This is a genomic window from Streptococcus sp. HMSC071D03 (assembly GCF_001812125.1).
Lineage (GTDB): Bacteria > Bacillota > Bacilli > Lactobacillales > Streptococcaceae > Streptococcus > Streptococcus pseudopneumoniae_N.
On sequence record NZ_KV807791.1, the window covers coordinates 42,053 to 57,721 of the forward strand.

General features: G+C 36.5%; 13 protein-coding genes. All 13 read left to right on the forward strand.

All coding sequences use genetic code 11. The features are described 5' to 3' along the window. The first annotated feature begins 16 nt into the window (after positions 1–16). The gene (gene aroA, locus HMPREF2837_RS08405) at positions 17–1,300 is read left to right on the forward strand and encodes a 3-phosphoshikimate 1-carboxyvinyltransferase (RefSeq protein ID WP_049548589.1); all 1,284 of its coding nucleotides are present in this window, start codon (positions 17–19) and stop codon (positions 1,298–1,300) included. Then, the gene (locus tag HMPREF2837_RS08410) at positions 1,293–1,769 is read left to right on the forward strand and encodes a shikimate kinase (protein ID WP_049548590.1); all 477 of its coding nucleotides are present in this window, start codon (positions 1,293–1,295) and stop codon (positions 1,767–1,769) included. Before aroA ends, HMPREF2837_RS08410 begins: the two co-directional genes overlap by 8 nt. Further along, a complete protein-coding gene (gene pheA / locus HMPREF2837_RS08415; protein WP_049548591.1) occupies positions 1,766–2,614 on the forward strand; it encodes a prephenate dehydratase in 849 nt (282 codons plus the stop codon). Before HMPREF2837_RS08410 ends, pheA begins: the two co-directional genes overlap by 4 nt. Next, positions 2,611–3,921 carry an LCP family protein gene (locus HMPREF2837_RS08420; RefSeq protein WP_075230848.1) on the forward strand — a complete coding sequence of 437 codons (1,311 nt, stop codon included), beginning with the start codon at positions 2,611–2,613 and terminating at the stop codon, positions 3,919–3,921. Before pheA ends, HMPREF2837_RS08420 begins: the two co-directional genes overlap by 4 nt. 140 nt (positions 3,922–4,061) lie before the next feature. Continuing rightward, complete coding sequence (locus HMPREF2837_RS08425) at positions 4,062–4,898, forward strand: LicD family protein (protein ID WP_049504785.1); 837 nt, start codon at positions 4,062–4,064, stop codon at positions 4,896–4,898. Then, positions 4,888–5,991 carry a glycosyltransferase gene (locus HMPREF2837_RS08430; protein ID WP_148131848.1) on the forward strand — a complete coding sequence of 368 codons (1,104 nt, stop codon included), beginning with the start codon at positions 4,888–4,890 and terminating at the stop codon, positions 5,989–5,991. The genes HMPREF2837_RS08425 and HMPREF2837_RS08430 overlap by 11 nt, the downstream gene beginning before the upstream one ends. Before the next feature lies 1 nt (position 5,992). Next, positions 5,993–6,979: a glycosyltransferase family 2 protein gene (locus HMPREF2837_RS08435; protein ID WP_049504776.1), complete on the forward strand. Its 987-nt coding sequence runs from the start codon at positions 5,993–5,995 to the stop codon at positions 6,977–6,979. A gap of 15 nt (positions 6,980–6,994) precedes the next feature. After that, complete coding sequence (locus HMPREF2837_RS08440; RefSeq protein ID WP_049504778.1) at positions 6,995–8,461, forward strand: O-antigen polysaccharide polymerase Wzy family protein; 1,467 nt, start codon at positions 6,995–6,997, stop codon at positions 8,459–8,461. Then, positions 8,454–9,491, forward strand: coding sequence for a teichoic acid biosynthesis protein TarQ (locus tag HMPREF2837_RS08445; RefSeq protein WP_075230849.1), 1,038 nt, complete (start codon positions 8,454–8,456; stop codon positions 9,489–9,491). Before HMPREF2837_RS08440 ends, HMPREF2837_RS08445 begins: the two co-directional genes overlap by 8 nt. A 225-nt stretch (positions 9,492–9,716) precedes the next feature. Beyond that, on the forward strand, positions 9,717–11,204 hold the full coding sequence (locus HMPREF2837_RS08450; protein WP_049504528.1) for an oligosaccharide flippase family protein: 1,488 nt from the start codon (positions 9,717–9,719) through the stop codon (positions 11,202–11,204). Positions 11,205–11,213: 9 nt separating this feature from the next. After that, positions 11,214–12,017, forward strand: coding sequence for a LicD family protein (locus HMPREF2837_RS08455; protein ID WP_049504530.1), 804 nt, complete (start codon positions 11,214–11,216; stop codon positions 12,015–12,017). After that, positions 12,018–12,824, forward strand: coding sequence for a LicD family protein (locus HMPREF2837_RS08460; RefSeq protein WP_049504531.1), 807 nt, complete (start codon positions 12,018–12,020; stop codon positions 12,822–12,824). A 68-nt stretch (positions 12,825–12,892) separates the two neighbouring features. Next, the gene (locus HMPREF2837_RS08465) at positions 12,893–15,409 is read left to right on the forward strand and encodes an MBL fold metallo-hydrolase (RefSeq protein ID WP_075230850.1); all 2,517 of its coding nucleotides are present in this window, start codon (positions 12,893–12,895) and stop codon (positions 15,407–15,409) included. The last annotated feature ends 260 nt before the right edge of the window (positions 15,410–15,669 follow it).

The window sequence follows — 15,669 nt, forward strand, 5'->3', positions numbered from 1 at the left end:
CAGTATGAGGTCTAGTATGAAGTTAAAAACAAACGTTAACCATTTAAATGGTAGCATTCGCGTACCAGGTGACAAATCCATCAGTCATCGCTCTATTATTTTTGGAAGCTTGGCTGAGGGTGAGACTAAAGTTTATGATATCTTGCGTGGTGAAGATGTCCTATCAACCATACAAGTATTTCGTGACCTAGGCGTTGAGATAGAGGACAAAGACGGTGTCGTTACCATTCAAGGTGTTGGGATGGATGGATTGAAAGTCCCTAAGAACGCTCTCGATATGGGGAATTCTGGGACCTCTATTCGTTTGATTTCAGGCGTCCTTGCTGGTGCAGACTTTGAAGTAGAGATGTTTGGAGATGACAGTCTTTCTAAACGTCCTATGGACCGTGTGACCCTTCCTTTGAAAAAAATGGGAGTTAGCATTTCTGGTCAGACAGAGCGAGACTTGCCACCGCTACACTTAAAAGGAACGAAAAATTTAACACCTATTCATTATGAATTGCCAATTGCCTCTGCTCAAGTCAAGTCAGCCTTGATTTTTGCGGCTTTGCAGGCTCAAGGTCAGTCTGTCATCATTGAGAAGGAGTGCACTCGTAACCACACAGAAGATATGCTCCAACAATTTGGTGGTCATTTAAGTGTGGACGGTAAGAAAATCACAGTCCAAGGGCCTCAAAAACTGACTGGACAAAAGGTGGTCGTACCAGGAGATATTTCCAGTGCAGCCTTTTGGCTAGTCGCAGGTTTGATTGTTCCAAATTCTCGTGTAGTGCTTAAGAATGTCGGTATTAACGAAACTCGTACAGGGATTATCGATGTTATCCGCTCTATGGGTGGGAAATTAGAACTTACTGATGTTGACCCGATTGCTAAGTCTGCAACTTTGACTGTTGAGACATCAGACCTAAAAGGAACTGAGATTGGCGGAGCTTTGATTCCACGTTTGATTGATGAATTGCCAATTATCGCCCTTCTTGCTACCCAAGCTCAAGGTCAAACAGTCATCAAAGATGCAGAAGAGCTCAAGGTTAAAGAAACTGACCGTATTCAAGTTGTCGCAGATGCCTTAAATAGCATGGGAGCAGCTATTACTCCTACAGCAGACGGCATGATTATCAAAGGGAAATCTGCTCTTCATGGAGCCAGAGTAAATACCTTTGGTGACCACCGTATCGGCATGATGACAGCCATTGCAGCTCTTTTAGTGGCAGATGGAGAAGTTGAATTGGATCGAGCTGAAGCTATTAATACTAGCTACCCAAGCTTCTTTGATGATTTGGAGACTTTGATTCATGGCTAAGGTTTTACTAGGTTTTATGGGTGCAGGAAAATCTACTATTGCTAGAGGATTAGATCCTGACTTTGTAGACATGGATTCCTTGCTCGAAGACCGACTGGGGATGCCGATTGCTCGTTTCTTTGAAGAAAAAGGAGAAGCAGCCTTCCGTCAGGTAGAATCAGAAATTTTAGCTGATTTATTAAAAACAGACCAAGTCGTGTCAACTGGGGGAGGAGTAGTCATTTCTCCGCGTAATCGTGCCTTGCTAAAGCAAAATCCAGACAACATCTACCTTAAAGCAGATTTTGAGACCCTGTACCAGCGAATTTCAGCCGATGAGGACAATCAACGTCCGCTATTTCTAAACAATAGCAAGGAAGGTTTAGCTGCGATTTTTGAAGAAAGACAGTCTCGGTATGAGGAAGTGGCTAGTCAGATTGTTGATGTATCAAGATTAAGCCCAGAGGAAATTATAGAGGAACTGAAATGAAAATTGCCTATCTAGGACCCAAAGGATCTTTTTCGCACCATGTTGTGCAGACGGCTTTTCCACATGAGGAACTAGAGCCTTTTTCAAATATTACGGACGTTATCAAGGCCTATGAACAAGGTTTGGTAGACTATTCAGTGGTGCCAGTCGAAAATTCTATTGAAGGTAGTGTTCATGAGACCCTAGACTATCTTTTCCATCAGGCTCGCATTCAAGCTGTGGCAGAGATTGTTCAGCCAATCCACCAACAATTGATGGCAGTGCCAGGGCAATCTAAAATTGAGAAAATCTTTTCTCACCCACAAGCATTGGCACAAGGGAAGAAATTTATTGACGAGCATTACCCAGACGCTCAATTAGAAGTAACGGCAAGTACAGCCTATGCTGCTCGGTACGTTTCCGAACATCCAGATCAGCCTTTTGCGGCCATTGCTCCAAAAAGTTCTGCAGAGGAATATGTTCTAGAACTTATCGCTCAAGATATTCAAGAAATGGAAGCTAACTTTACTCGCTTTTGGGTTTTGGGGCCTAACTTACCACAAATTCCTTTGAAAGCAAGTTCTGAAAAGATGAGCCTAGCAGTAACCTTGCCAGACAATTTACCTGGTGCACTTTACAAGGCACTCTCGACCTTTGCTTGGCGAGGGATTGACTTAACCAAGATAGAAAGTCGTCCCCTAAAAACAGCCTTGGGCGAATACTTTTTTATCATTGATGTCGCTTATACTGATAAAGAACTGGTCTACTTTGCTCAAAAAGAACTAGAAACGATTGGAATCCAGTATAAAGTACTAGGTGCTTATCCTATCTATACCATACAGGATAAAGGAAAGGAGAAGGAATGACTAGAGAGAATCCTTTGACACACCATGAAAAACTGAGATATGACTATCTTTTGAAAAACATTCATTATTTGAATGAGAAAGAAAAGAGAGAATTTGACTTTTTGCAAGCTAAGTTAGAAGGTCAAAAAGATTCAGCAGAAGTTTTCAATCCAGAAGCCAAAGAACAACTTCTTTCAGACTCTGGTATCGACCTGCCAACCTATGCTAATCGTAGTCGTTCTAGTCGCCGTAGTAGTGGAGATCAACTGGAAACGAAGATTCCAAAAGCTAAGAAGCAAAAGAAAAAAAGAGGTTTTCGTTTTAAACGCTTATTTGCTTGGTTAGGGATGATATTGCTTTGTGTAGCAGTAGGAATGATCTTCATGTTCCTAAAGGGCTTCCAGTCTGCTAACTCTAATAATCCTAAGGATGCCAAAGCGGCTCAAGTTGAAGTTTTTAACGGTCAAGATACACGAGATGGTGTTAATATTCTGATTTTGGGTACGGATGGCCGTATTGGACAGAATAGTGCAGAAACACGGACAGATTCCATTATGGTTTTGAATGTAAGTGGCAAAGATAAAAAATTGAAGCTTGTTAGCTTTATGCGTGATAACTTGGTTTATATTGATGGATATAGTCAAGTCATCAATGGTCAAAAACAGACTGACCATAAATTAAACTTAGCCTACGAATTAGGGGAACAAGAAGGTAAACAAGGAGCCGAAATGGTCCGCAAGGTCCTCAAGGATAATTTTGATCTAGACATCAAATATTATGCCCTTGTCGATTTTCAAGCCTTTGCGACAGCCATTGATACGCTTTTCCCTGATGGTGTGACCATTGATGCTCAGTTTTCAACTCTAAACGGGGTCCCAGTTACAGAAGCGACTGTAGGAGATGACTTGCACGCAACGGAAACTGAGTCACCGACTCAAACCATTCGAGCTGGGAAACAACAGATGAATGGTTCGACTCTTCTCAACTATGCACGTTTCCGTGATGATGATGAAGGGGACTATGGACGTACTCGTAGACAGCAACAAGTCATGACTGCTGTTTTACAACAAATTAAAGATCCGACAAAACTTTTCACTGGTTCAGAAGCACTAGGAAAAGTATTCGCCATGACCTCTACAAACCTTCCATATACTTTCTTATTGACCAATGGCTTATCAGTCCTTGAAGGTGCGCAGAATGGTATTGAAAGATTGACAGTTCCAGAACTTGGAGACTGGGTAGATGACTTTGACGTATACGGCGGTCAATCCCTTCGAGTGGACCAAAAAGCTTATCAAAATAAACTGACCCAGATGGGATTTAGATAAAATGTAAAATGAATCAGAGCTTGAGGCACCTATGAAAATAGGTATCTCAGGCTTTGATTTTTCACATGGTCAGATGTATTTATAAACTATTTTTATGGTATAATAGAATGATGTATTCTATAGAAGAGGAAGAGAATAAGATGAGTGATTTAAAGGCAATTCAAGCTCGTAGTCTAGAAATGGCTGAATATTTTGTCGCCTTTTGTAAAGAACACGATTTACTCTGTTATTTGTGTGGTGGAGGAGCTATTGGCGCTCTACGAAATAAAGGTTTTATCCCTTGGGATGATGATTTAGACTTCTTTATGCCCCGCAAGGATTATGAAAAATTAGCAGAGTTATGGCCTCGTTATGCGGATGAGCGTTACTTCCTATCAAAAAGTGATAGAGACTTTGTTGACCGCAACCTCTTTATCACTATTCGAGACAAGGAAACAACTTGCATCAAGCCTTACCAACAAGATTTGGATTTGCCACATGGCTTGGCTCTGGATGTTCTTCCCTTGGATTACTATCCTAAAAACCCAGCAGAACGTAAGAAACAGGTACGTTGGGCTTTGATTTATTCTCTCTTTTGTGCCCAAACCATTCCAGAAAAACACGGAGCTCTCATGAAATGGGGGAGCACGATTTTATTAGGATTAACTCCTAAAGCCCTTCGTTATCGTATCTGGAAAAAGGCTGAGAAAGAAATGACCAAGTATGGTCCATCAGAAAGTGATGGCATCACAGAATTATGCTCAGGTCCAGGCTACATGAAGAAGAAGTATCCAATTCAAGCATTTGAAGACAACATTTTCCTGCCATTCGAAGGAACAGAAATGCCTATTCCAGTTGGTTATGATGCCTATCTAAGCACAGCTTTTGGTGACTACATGACACCACCACCAGCTGACAAGCAAGTGCCTCACCACGATGCCCTTATAGCAGATATGGATAAGAGTTACACTGAATATAAGGGAGAATATGGTGGATAAGAAGAAAATTTTATTTTTTATGTGGTCCTTCTCTCTAGGCGGAGGTGCAGAAAAAATCCTTTCTACGATTGTTTCAAACTTGGATCCGGAAAAGTATGATATTGATATCCTTGAAATGGAACATTTTGATAAAGGATACGAACCTGTGCCTGAAAATGTGAGAATTTTAAAAGCTTTTCAAGACTACCGTCAACCAAGATGGTTAAGAGCGCTTTTATGGAGATTGAGAATTTATTTCCCAAGACTCACCAGACGTTTACTTGTAAAAGATCAATATGATGTAGAGGTTTCCTTTACCATTATGAATCCTCCTCTTTTATTTTCTAAACGAAAAGAAGTGAAGAAGATTTCTTGGATTCATGGAAGTATTGAAGAATTTTTAACAGATAGTTCGAAGCGTGATTCTCATAGACGACAATTGGATGATGCTGATAGGATAGTAGGAATTTCAAAAAAAACCAGCAATTCTATCAAAGAAGTTTATCCAGATTACTCACAGAAATTAGTAACAGTCTATAATGGTTATGATTTTGCAAGCATTTTGGAAAAATCAAAAGAGAAGGTGGCTATTGAGATAGCTCCTCAGAGCATCTGTACCATTGGACGTATTGAAGAAAATAAAGGTTCTGACCGAGTAGTAGAAGTTATACGACTGTTGCACCAGCAAGGCAATAAATATCACCTCTACTTTATAGGTGCTGGTGACATGGAAGAGGAGCTGAAAAAACGAGTCAAAGAGTATCAACTTGAGGATTACGTTCATTTCCTTGGTTATCAAAAGAATCCGTATCAGTATCTTTCTAAGATGCAAGTTCTTTTATCCATGTCCAAACAGGAAGGTTTTCCTGGAGTCTATGTTGAAGCCTTGAGTCTGGGAGTTCCCTTTGTATCTACTGAAGTAGGCGGTGCAGAGGAATTATCTCAAGAAGGACGATTTGGTAAAATCATTAAAAGCAATCAAGAAGCAGCTCAAGCAATTGAGAACTACATGACAGTTGCATCAAGCTTTAATGTCGATGAAGCCAGTCAATTTATTCAGCAATTTACGATTGCTAAACAAATTGAACAAGTAGAAAAACTAATAGAGGAGTAGCATGGAAACTGCATTAATTAGTGTCATTGTTCCAGTCTATAATGTGGCGCAATACCTTGAAAAATCAATAGCATCCATTCAGCAACAAACCTATCAAAACCTCGAAATCATTCTCGTTGATGATGGGGCGACAGATGAAAGTGGTCGCTTGTGTGAACAAATTGCTGAACAAGATGAACGAGTTTTGGTTTATCACAAGGAAAATGAAGGCTTGTCTCAAGCTCGAAATGATGGATTGAAGCAAGCCCACGGAGACTATGTTATTTTTATAGATTCGGATGATTATATACATCCTGAAATGATTGCTAGCTTATACCAACAATTAGTCAATGAAGATGCGGATGTTTCCAGCTGTGGGGTTATGAATGTCTATGCCAATAGTGAGAGTCCGCAAACTGAAAACCAGGATGATTATTTTGTATGTGATACTGAAACATTCCTCAGAGAATATTTAATTGGTGAGAAAATACCTGGTACTATTTGTAACAAACTCATCAAGAAGGAAATTGCAGCACAGTTAACTTTTCCAAAAGGTTTGATTTATGAAGATGCCTATTATCATTTTGATCTCATTAAAGTAGCTAAAAAGTATGTTGTGAATACCAAACCGTACTATTATTATTTCCACCGAGGAGATAGTATTACTACCAAACCATATGCGGAAAAAGACTTAGCTTACATTGATATTTATCAAAAATTTTATACTGAAGTCGTTAAGGAATATCCAAACTTAACAGAAGTAGCTTTCTTTAGACTGGCATATGCACATTTCTTTATCTTGGATAAAATGCTTCTAGATGATAAATTCAAAGAGTTTAAAGACTATCCAAGGATTTATGGCTACTTGAAAAAACATGTCTTTGCTATTTTCAAAAATACCATTTTTAGAAAAGGAAGACGTATTAGTGCTTTAGCCTTATTTGTAAATGTAAGATTGTATAGAATATTATTGTTTAAAAATATTGAGCAATCGAAAAAAATTAATTAGAAAAGGAGGGCTGAGATGGTTGATGGCAAACGAATGTTGCTAACGGTTACGATTCTAAGCTATATCGTAACCATAATAAGCGGAATCACTTATTTGTTTACCAGTAACAACGTAGGACTTCTGACAACTTTGCTTTTGCTCTTAATTAGCAGTCTGCTACTTTGCTGGAATAATATCAAATACTATTTGATTCACTTTATATTCTTTATCACAATTTTTATATTTTTGGTATCCAGACCCACCATTGATTATTTTAGAGATGGAGCGCTAGACACCTACCAACCAATTGCCTATCGATTTGCTTTCCTAGTTGTCATTGTTTCTATTTTAGGACTGACAATAGGAGGTTTTATAGCGAATTATTATCTTGTTCGAAAAAGCAAAGCTCCTGTAAAAGTGGAAAAAACAGTGAATGTCAATTATATAAAAAAATTACGTTTTGTGTCATTGAGTGTATTTCTACTCACCTATCCATTTTATTTCCTTAGACTATTTGAGCGCCTGCTATACCGTTTGCAAACTTCTTATTACAATTATTATGCAAATTTTGAAAGTCAATTGCCCTACTTTACCTATATCTTATCGACTTTCACGGTTTATGCCATGTGTGTTTACTTAGCAACCAAACCTAAAAAGTCACATGCGACAATGGTTTTAGTTGCCTATATCGCGGCTAACTTGATTCACTTAGTAATTGGTACCAGAAATCCCTTTATTCTGAGTTTGATTTTCGCCTTTGTTTACTACTTTATGCGTGAACAAACGGAGAAAGGGAAATGGATTGGTTTCAAAGAAAAATTGGCTATTTATCTTGGAACACCTGTTCTCATGCTTGCGATGGGAGCACTAAACTATGTTCGTGATAACGCTCAAGTATCCCATAGTGGAGTTTTTGATTTATTACTCGATTTCATTTATAAACAAGGAACTAGTTTTGGAGTTTTAGCGAGAGGATTCTTGTACAATAGTAGTCTTCCGTATAGAGACTTCCGAAATTTCACTTTTGGTCCGGTTGTTGACTATTTTGCGAGAGGTAGTATCGGAATCATATTTGGTGCCAAACCATTTGAACATACGACAAATAGTATCGAACTAGCGATCGATAGTAATAGTTATGCCCACAATCTGTCCTATCTCGTTCTAAACAAAGAATATTTAAGAGGCCATGGTATTGGAAGTAGTTATATCATGGAATTGTATACTGATTATGGTATGTTGGGACTATTTCTACTAAGTATCTTACTTGGTATGCTATTTATAGCCATGCTGCAAGTAGCTTATCGCTCAAGAACAATCTTATTTGCATTATCTTTGCTAATCTTAAATAATTTATTCTTTATGCCTAGAAGTAGCTTCTCAGAAAGTTTCTTTAATCTTTTTACAATGCAATTCTGGGGAATTGTTCTTATTATCATTTTCGTGGCAAAAATGCTCACAAAAGAAAATCATCACTTAATCAAAAAAGGGGAAATACATGTTTGAACAATATTCTGTAGCTGATTTGTTCGCAAATCTTTATAAAAAACGTAAAGTAAATTTGCTAGCTTTACTAGCCTTATTTGCTCTCATAGCTGTACCATTTACTTTAAAAGCTGTTAAAAATAAAAATACAGTCAAAGATTCTACTAGTTATTCTACTTATATCACCTATAAGATAACTGCTCCAGAAACATCATCAAAAACAATTTTGAATCATCAGGTTGGTGGCTATAGTGACTTCTATGCAAAACTAATTGATGGTAATCTCAATGGTGCCTTTCTTTTCAATGATGTTGATTCTGATAAGATGAAGGAAATCGCTAAAGATTTAGATACCACAGAAACAGCATTGAAGAATTCTGCAAGTGACTATTGGACAAAAAAATTAACGATTAACCCATTGATTGATGATGCAGGTGTAACTGTTAAAATTTTAACTCCAAGTAAGGAAGTAAATGATTTCCTTGAAAGCAAGTTTGATTCATTGATTGACAAGTTCAAGTCTACCTATACAGATGTTAAGATTGAAAAACTTGAAACAGTGAACTCTAAAGAATTGACTCCGAATGGAGAAGTTGCTCTTGGCTTTAACTTGAAAAATCTTATTTTGCGCTTAGTGATTATTGGTATTCTCTGTGTCATCCTAGTGATCATGGCGAATGTTCTAGTTTACCTCTTCAACCCAACTATTAATCGTGCAGGCGATTTCTCTGCTTATCAAGTAGACTTTGTTTCAACTATTACAACTCTTGAAAATCTTTCTGAACTATTGAGTTACAAGTGTCAAGGTCAACCACTAGCAATTGTAAGTTCAGATAATCGTATTTTGAATAAATTACAAGCAGAATACAAATTGAATCTTGAGGGTGTTCAGTTTGTTAACTTGCAAAATGTCAAAGATCTTTTAGCATTTGAGAATGTACTTTTCGTAGAAGAATATGGTGTCACTCGCTATAAGAAATTTGAAGAAAGTATGCAAGAAGTGAGAAATCTAAACCGTTCAGTTTTAGGTGTGATTACTTTTGCACTATAATTCATATAAATAAGGGATAATTATCCAAGACAAAGGAGGACTCGAATGGTCCTCCTTTATCTTTTGGAAAAATTCAGATTTGACAAAATACTGTAGAAAAGATTTCCTAGAGGATTGGGATAAGATTTCGCCAGGGATGACAAACATGGCTTGAGGAACAGATTTCCCAGTCAAATAGGTTTTTTAACTAACTTTATGATATAATAAATCAACGAGGTAAATTGAATGAAAAGTATAAAATTAAATGCCCTGGCTTATATGGGGATTCGTGTTTTAAATATTATTTTCCCAATTTTGACGGGTACCTATGTTGCGCGTGTTCTAGATCGAACAGACTATGGTTATTTCAACTCTGTTGATACCATCCTGTCTTTTTTCTTGCCCTTTGCAACCTATGGAGTCTATAATTACGGACTTCGAGCTATTAGTAATGTAAAAGATAATAAGAAGGAATTAAATAAAGTCTTTTCAAGTCTTTTTTATTTGTGTGTAGCTTGTACGATTGTTACAAGTGCCGTCTATCTTTTATCGTATCCTTTATTCTTTAATAGTAATCCTGTTATCAAAAAGATTTTTTTGGTAATGGGTGTTCAACTCATTGCACAAATATTCTCGATTGAATGGGTGAATGAAGCTCTTGAAAATTATAGTTTTTTATTTTATAAAACAGCCTTCATCCGTATTCTCATGTTGGTATCCATCTTCATGTTTGTAAAAAATGAGCATGATATTGTTATCTATACACTGATTATGAGTCTTTCAACTCTGATCAATTATCTCATTAGTTATTTTTGGATTAAAAGAGATATCCAGTTTGTTAAGGTTTCTTTGGAAGAATTTAAACCTCTCTTTCTTCCTCTGACGGCCATGCTGATCTTTGCCAATGCCAATATGTTATTCACCTTCCTTGATCGTCTCTTTTTGGTAAAAACCGGAGTTGATGTAAATGTCAGTTATTATACGATGGCACAACGGATTGTAACGGTTATCGCAGGTGTTGTTACAGGTGCGATTGGAGTCAGTGTTCCTCGCTTGAGCTACTATCTAGGTATTGGAAAAAAAGAAGAGTATGTAAATTTGGTGAATCGAGGAAGTCGCATTTTCAACTTCTTCATCATTCCACTTAGTTTTGGATTGATGATTTTAGGGCCAAATGCAATCCTTTTGTATGGTAGTGAGAAGTATATTGGTGGTGGCATCTTAACATCCCTCTTTGCTTTTCGCACGATTATTCTTGCCCTAGATACTATTCTAGGCTCTCAAATTCTCTTTACAAATGGATTTGAAAAAAGAATTACAGTTTATACCTTATTTGCTGGTGGACTAAACCTAGTTCTTGATAGTCTCCTCTACTTTAATAATATTATTACACCGGAGTATTATTTGATTACGACGATGTTATCGGAAAGTTTTCTCCTAATACTTTACATTATCTTTATTCATAAGACCAAGCTCATTAATCTAGGACATATCTTCAAATATACGGTGCGTTATTCTCTTTTCGCTTTGACATTTGTTCCGATCTACTTTTTAGTTAATCTTGTTTATCCGGTCAAAATGGTTATCAACCTACCTTTCTTGATCAATATGGTGATCATCATGGTCTTATCAGCTCTTAGCTACATTGGTTTGCTCGTTTGGACCAAAGATAGTATCTTTTATGAATTTTTAGGTCATGTCATCTCGCTCAAAAAACGTATTAAAAAATCTTAGGAGGAATAGATGAGAAGATTAAGTATCGAAGAGGCTAAACAAATTGAACTTGATATTTTAGCTTTTATTGACTCGTTTTGTAAAAAGCATGATATTGATTATTTTATCAATTATGGCACCTTGATTGGAGCTATTCGTCACAAGGGTTTTATCCCCTGGGATGATGATATAGACCTCTCTATGACACGTGAAAACTACGAACGTTTTATCCAGTTATTTCATCAAGAACAATCGAAATATAAAATTTTATCTTTGGAAACTGATGATCACTACTATAATAATTTTATAAAGATTGTAGATTCGACAACGAGAATAGTGGATACACGAAATACAAAAACTTATGATTCTGGAATTTTCATTGATATTTTTCCAATGGATTCTTTCGACGATACTAAAGTTATCGATGTGTGCTATAAGTTGGAAAGTTTTAAATTATTATCCTTCAGTAAGCACAAGAATATTGTTTATGGAGATAGTAAATTAAAAGACTTGATTCGTTCCTTCTTCTGGTTTATACTTCGTCCTATTTCTCCCCGTTATTTCGCGAGTCAAATTGAACAGCAAATTCAAAAGTATAGGGTAAAAGATGGTAAATATATCGCTTTTATTCCATCAAAGTTTAAGGAAAAAGAAGTCTTTGCCAAAGAAGTATTTGAAGATTTGGTTGAAGTTCCTTTTGAACATTTATTGCTTTCAGCACCGAAACAATACGATGCTATTTTGAAGCAGTATTATGGTGATTATATGACTCTTCCACCAAAAGAAAAACAGTTTTATAGTCACGAATTTGAAGCCTATAAATTGGAGGATTAAATGCAGTACTTAGAAAAAAATGAGATTAAAGAAATTCAACTAGGTATTTTGGACTATGTTGATGAAATTTGTAAAAAAAATGACATTCCTTATTTCCTTAGCTATGGAACCATGTTGGGAGCTGTTCGTCATAAGGGAATGATTCCTTGGGATGATGATATCGATATTTCACTGTATAGAAAAGACTATGAGCGTCTATTAAAAGCGATTGAGGAAGACCAACATCCTGTATATCGAGTTCTTTCCTACGATACCTCTTCATGGTATTTCCATAATTTTGCAGCTATTTTAGATACAACAACAGTTATTGAAGATAACGTAAAATACAAGCGTCATGATACAAGTTTGTTCATTGATGTCTTTCCGATTGATCAATTTTCAGATTTGAGCATCGTTGACAAGAGCTATAAATATGTTGCCTTGCGTCAGCTTGCCTATATCAAAAAAGAACGTGCGGTTCACGGAGATAGCAAATTAAAAGATTTCCTTCGCTTGTGTACTTGGTATCCTCTTAGACTAGTTAATCCGAGATATTTCTATAAGAAAATAGATGAGTTAGTTAAAAATAGTGTGACAGACAATCCTACTTATGAAGGAGCCATTGGAGTTGGAAAAGAAAAAATGAAAGAAGTCTTTCCAGCAGGAACCCTTAAAGAACTGATTTTAACAGAGTTTGAAGGTCGAATGGTACCTATTCCAAAGAATTACGATATTTTTTTAACCCAGATGTATGGGGATTACATGACTCCGCCATCAAAAGAAATGCAGGAGTGGTATAGCCATAGTATAAAGGCTTATCGAAAGTAAGAGTTTAAACTTTTACAAATAGAAAAGTTAACAGAATATTCAATTAAATAAAGGGAAATATAATTTATATGAAAAATTTAAAAATAAAAAATATACTATTATACAGTTGTCTTCTATATACCTTAGTGATACTATCTTTATCGAAACCAGCTTTTGCTGATACTATTTCTACTGGTGGAGGTAATAGGATCCATTTTATTAATTTGAAATCAAAGTCAGGAAGTGATGCTATCCTCTTGGAAAGCAATGGACATTTTGGTTTAATTGATATGGGTGAAGACTATGATTTTCCAGATGGAAGTAATCCACTCTATCCAGATCGTTGGGGAATTAGTAGGGAGAATGAAGATACAATTGAGGACAGACTTTTCCGCCATTTAAAACAAGTTGGTGTTAAAAAATTAGATTTTGTTTTAGGAACCCATGTTCATAGTGATCATATTGGTACTGCAGATGAAGTTTTAAAACGTTACTCTGTTGACAGATTTTATCTCAAAAAATATTCAGACGAACGTATTACAACACAGTGGAGATTGTGGGATAATCTCTATAATTATGATAATGCAGTGAGAACAGCTCTAGAACGTGGTGTAACTCTTATTCAAGATATTTCTGATCAGGATAGTCATTTTAAATTGGGTGATATGGATATCCAACTATACAATTATAAAAATGAGTATGGTCCTGATGGGAATTTAAAAAGAGTCTATGATGATAACTCTAACTCAATTGTTGCTGTGGTGAATGTAGCTGGTAAGAAAATCTATCTAGGTGGAGACTTAGATAATGATCAGGGGGCTGAAGATAGATTAGGTCCTGTAATTGGTAAAGTAGATATGATGAAATGGAATCATCATTATGATGCCACGATTTCAAACACAGTTAACTTTATTGAAAATTTGTCACCTAGCATAGTTGTTCAAACAAGTGGAGCAGATATCAATCGTCAATCAACAACTAATTTGCTTCGAGAAAAAAATATACAAATTATCAAGGCTTATAGTAAAACCAAAGATGCGACAGTATTTGATATCAGCGATAGTGGTTTTTCAAATGTATCAGACTCTTTCCCTGATATTCCTACAGTATCAGAAAAGTGGTATAAGGAAGATGGCTACTGGAAATATCGTCTATCTGATGATCAAATGGCTATTGGTTGGAAAAAAATTAATGGGGTTTACTATTTCTTTAATGGACAAGGCCAAATGCAGGCTGATAGATGGCTTCATCTGAAAGATTCTAAAGAAAAAATAGATGGAAACTGGTATTATCTCAACAACGATGGAAGTATGCAGGTATCAGGTTGGTTTAAGCATGATGGGACTTGGTACTATATCACATGGTCTGGTGCTAGAACATACAATGAACTAGCTGAAATAGGTGACAAAAAGTACCTATTTGATAAAGATGGTAAAATGCTTACTGGCTCACAAGTCTTTAATGGTAAGAAAATGTTCTTTGCAAGTAGTGGGGAATTACAGTCAGATGAGACAGGCTCTGGATGGCAAAAAATTGAATCAAACTGGTACTACTTTGATGAAGAAGGAAAACAAATAGTTGGTAAAAAGGAAATCAATGGAGTAACCTACTACTTTGATAATAAGGGAGTTATGCAAACAGGTTGGGCCTTGATTGAAGGTCAGTGGAACTATTTTGCAAGTTCCGGAGCGATGAAAACAGGCTGGATCAAGGATAAAGATACTTGGTATTACTTGGATAAAGAAGGTGTTATGCAAACTGGCCTACAAGAGATTGAAGGAACTCGTTATTATCTAAATGCAAGTGGAGCCATGCAAACAGGTTGGAAGTGGTTCGATAATCATTATAGCTACTTCACAAGTAGTGGAGCGATGAAGACAGGCTGGTTAAAAGACAAGGAACTTTGGTACTATCTAGATAAAGAAGGTATCATGCAAACTGGCCTACAAGAAATTGAAGGTGCTCGCTATTATCTAAATGCAAGTGGGGCTATGCAAACAGGTTGGAAATGGTTTGATAATCATTATAGTTACTTCACAAGTAGTGGAGCAATGAAGACAGGCTGGCTCAAAGAAAACGATCTTTGGTATTATCTAGATAAAGAAGGTATCATGCAAACTGGCCTACAAGAAATTGAAGGTACTCGCTATTATCTCAATGCAAGTGGAGCTATGCAGACCGGCTGGAAATGGCTGGACAATCATTACTACTACTTTGCAACTAGCGGAGCTATGAAGACAGGTTGGTTCCAAGATAAGGACACATGGTACTATCTAGACAAGGAAGGCATCATGCTAACAGGTATTCAAGAGATTGATGGCTCTCGTTATTATCTCAATACTAGCGGCGCAATGGAGACTGGTTGGAAACAGTTGAATGGCAACTGGTACTATTTCCAAGCAGATGGTTCACTTCTAAGAAATGGAACAACACCTGATGGCTACAAGGTCAATCAAGATGGTATTTGGAGCTTGAATCCTGTAAAAGAGGAAAAAATTCAGGGAAATCAAGAAGATCCTAAGAAGGATTCTGAGAATCTAGTAGAAAAAGAAGAAAAATCAGCAGATGCTCAAGAAACTTCGACTTTGAAGGCAGATAAAGAATAAGTGCTTTCTACCTCATACTAAGTCTTTGAGAAAGTTCCCTCTGTGCTAGTATTTCAGTCATTACCTAGCTTTCTCATGAAATAGTATTTATATACATCTCAAAGAATTTATCAATGTTTTTAGGATGAGAATATTGATCAGCTTTGGGATGTTTTTTGATTCTTTACCCCCTAAATTGTTGAAAACATTCTCTTAGTCTTCAAATAGAAATATTTTGATAAGAAATTTTATAGTCAATTGAACCTAAAACAGTACATAAT

Bases quoted from the DNA above. Each gene is read 5' to 3' on its own strand.
- HMPREF2837_RS08425 (WP_049504785.1), top strand. From the start codon at position 4,062: ATGAGTGATTTAAAGGCAATTCAAGCTCGTAGTCTAGAAATGGCTGAA.
- HMPREF2837_RS08450 (WP_049504528.1), top strand. From the start codon at position 9,717: ATGAAAAGTATAAAATTAAATGCCCTGGCTTATATGGGGATTCGTGTT.
- HMPREF2837_RS08445 (WP_075230849.1), top strand. From the start codon at position 8,454: ATGTTTGAACAATATTCTGTAGCTGATTTGTTCGCAAATCTTTATAAA.
- HMPREF2837_RS08460 (WP_049504531.1), top strand. From the start codon at position 12,018: ATGCAGTACTTAGAAAAAAATGAGATTAAAGAAATTCAACTAGGTATT.
- HMPREF2837_RS08435 (WP_049504776.1), top strand. From the start codon at position 5,993: ATGGAAACTGCATTAATTAGTGTCATTGTTCCAGTCTATAATGTGGCG.
- HMPREF2837_RS08465 (WP_075230850.1), top strand. From the start codon at position 12,893: ATGAAAAATTTAAAAATAAAAAATATACTATTATACAGTTGTCTTCTA.
- HMPREF2837_RS08455 (WP_049504530.1), top strand. From the start codon at position 11,214: ATGAGAAGATTAAGTATCGAAGAGGCTAAACAAATTGAACTTGATATT.
- aroA (WP_049548589.1), top strand. From the start codon at position 17: ATGAAGTTAAAAACAAACGTTAACCATTTAAATGGTAGCATTCGCGTA.
- HMPREF2837_RS08410 (WP_049548590.1), top strand. From the start codon at position 1,293: ATGGCTAAGGTTTTACTAGGTTTTATGGGTGCAGGAAAATCTACTATT.
- pheA (WP_049548591.1), top strand. From the start codon at position 1,766: ATGAAAATTGCCTATCTAGGACCCAAAGGATCTTTTTCGCACCATGTT.
- HMPREF2837_RS08440 (WP_049504778.1), top strand. From the start codon at position 6,995: ATGGTTGATGGCAAACGAATGTTGCTAACGGTTACGATTCTAAGCTAT.
- HMPREF2837_RS08430 (WP_148131848.1), top strand. From the start codon at position 4,888: ATGGTGGATAAGAAGAAAATTTTATTTTTTATGTGGTCCTTCTCTCTA.
- HMPREF2837_RS08420 (WP_075230848.1), top strand. From the start codon at position 2,611: ATGACTAGAGAGAATCCTTTGACACACCATGAAAAACTGAGATATGAC.